1 protein-coding gene is annotated in these 1,355 nt (G+C 51.7%); it reads left to right on the forward strand.

What is annotated here, in order from left to right; all coding sequences use genetic code 11:
- The coding region (locus R7Z49_RS23280; protein ID WP_318112104.1) for a tandem-95 repeat protein at nt 1–1,355 on the forward strand (1,355 nt) is incomplete at both ends.

Raw genomic sequence — 1,355 nt, forward strand, 5'->3', positions numbered from 1 at the left:
TCGGTCAACCCGGATGGCAGCGTGACCTACACGCCGAATGACAACTACCACGGTACAGACAGCTTCACCTACATCGTTACGTCGGGTGGGGTATCAGAGTCCACCACGGTGAACGTCGATGTCACACCAGTCAACGATGCGCCAGTGGCAAACGATGACACGGCCATTACTGACGAAGACACGCCAGTGACAATTGATGTCCTGCCAAACGATACTGACATCGATGGTGATACATTACGTATTGACTCGGCGTCTGTGCCGAGTGACCAAGGGACAGTTGAGATTGTTGATGGCAAACTGGTGTTCACACCGGCTGAGAACTTCCATGGTGATGCCGAAATCACTTACACCATCACCGATGGTTCGCTGACTGACCAAGCGACGGTCAACGTCACCGTGAATGCGGTGAACGACACGCCTGTGGTTGAAAGCAACATTGCAGATCAAACCTTGGCGGAAGACTTTACGCCATACAGCATCGATCTGAATACGGCCTTCAGTGATGTGGATAACGCCGATGGTGAGTTAACGTTTAGCTTCTCAGGTAACAGTAATGTCTATGTCTCAATAGAAAATGGCATCGCGACCATTAGCCCAACGGCAGACTGGAACGGCTCAGAAGCATTGACCTTTACTGCTACCGATCCAAGCGGTGAAAGCGTTAGCCAAACGGTGAACTTCACAGTTGCGCCTGTGGCGGACATCGTGGCAGATAAAGCAACGGTCGTGGAAGACACGCCGACCGTCATCAAGGTCTTGGGTAACGACACGTTCGAAGGCGACGACAAAGTGGTGTCGCTGGATACCAACAACGGTCCAGCTAACGGCACGGTCTCGGTCAACCCGGATGGCAGCGTCACTTACACGCCAAACGACAACTACCACGGGGCAGACAGCTTCACCTACATCGTTACCTCGGGTGGGGTATCGGAGTCCACCACGGTGAACGTCGATGTCACACCAGTCAATGACGCGCCAGTGGCAAAAGATGATACCGCTGTTACTGACGAAGACACGCCAGTGACAATTGATGTCTTGCCAAACGATACTGACATCGATGGTGATACATTACGTATTGACTCGGCGTCTGTGCCGAGTGACCAAGGTTCTGTCGAAATTATTGATGGAAAACTGGTCTTCACACCGGCTGAGAACTTCCATGGTGACGCTGAAATTACTTACACGATTACTGATGGTGCACTGACTGACCAAGCAACGGTCAACGTCACCGTGAATGCGGTGAACGACACGCCTATGGTTGAAAGTAGCATTGCAGACCAAACCTTGGCGGAAGATTTCACCCCATACAGCATCAATCTGAATACCGCTTTCAGCGATGTGGATAACGTGGATGG

Source organism: Vibrio sp. 1562 (assembly GCF_033340155.1).
GTDB lineage: Bacteria > Pseudomonadota > Gammaproteobacteria > Enterobacterales > Vibrionaceae > Vibrio > Vibrio alginolyticus.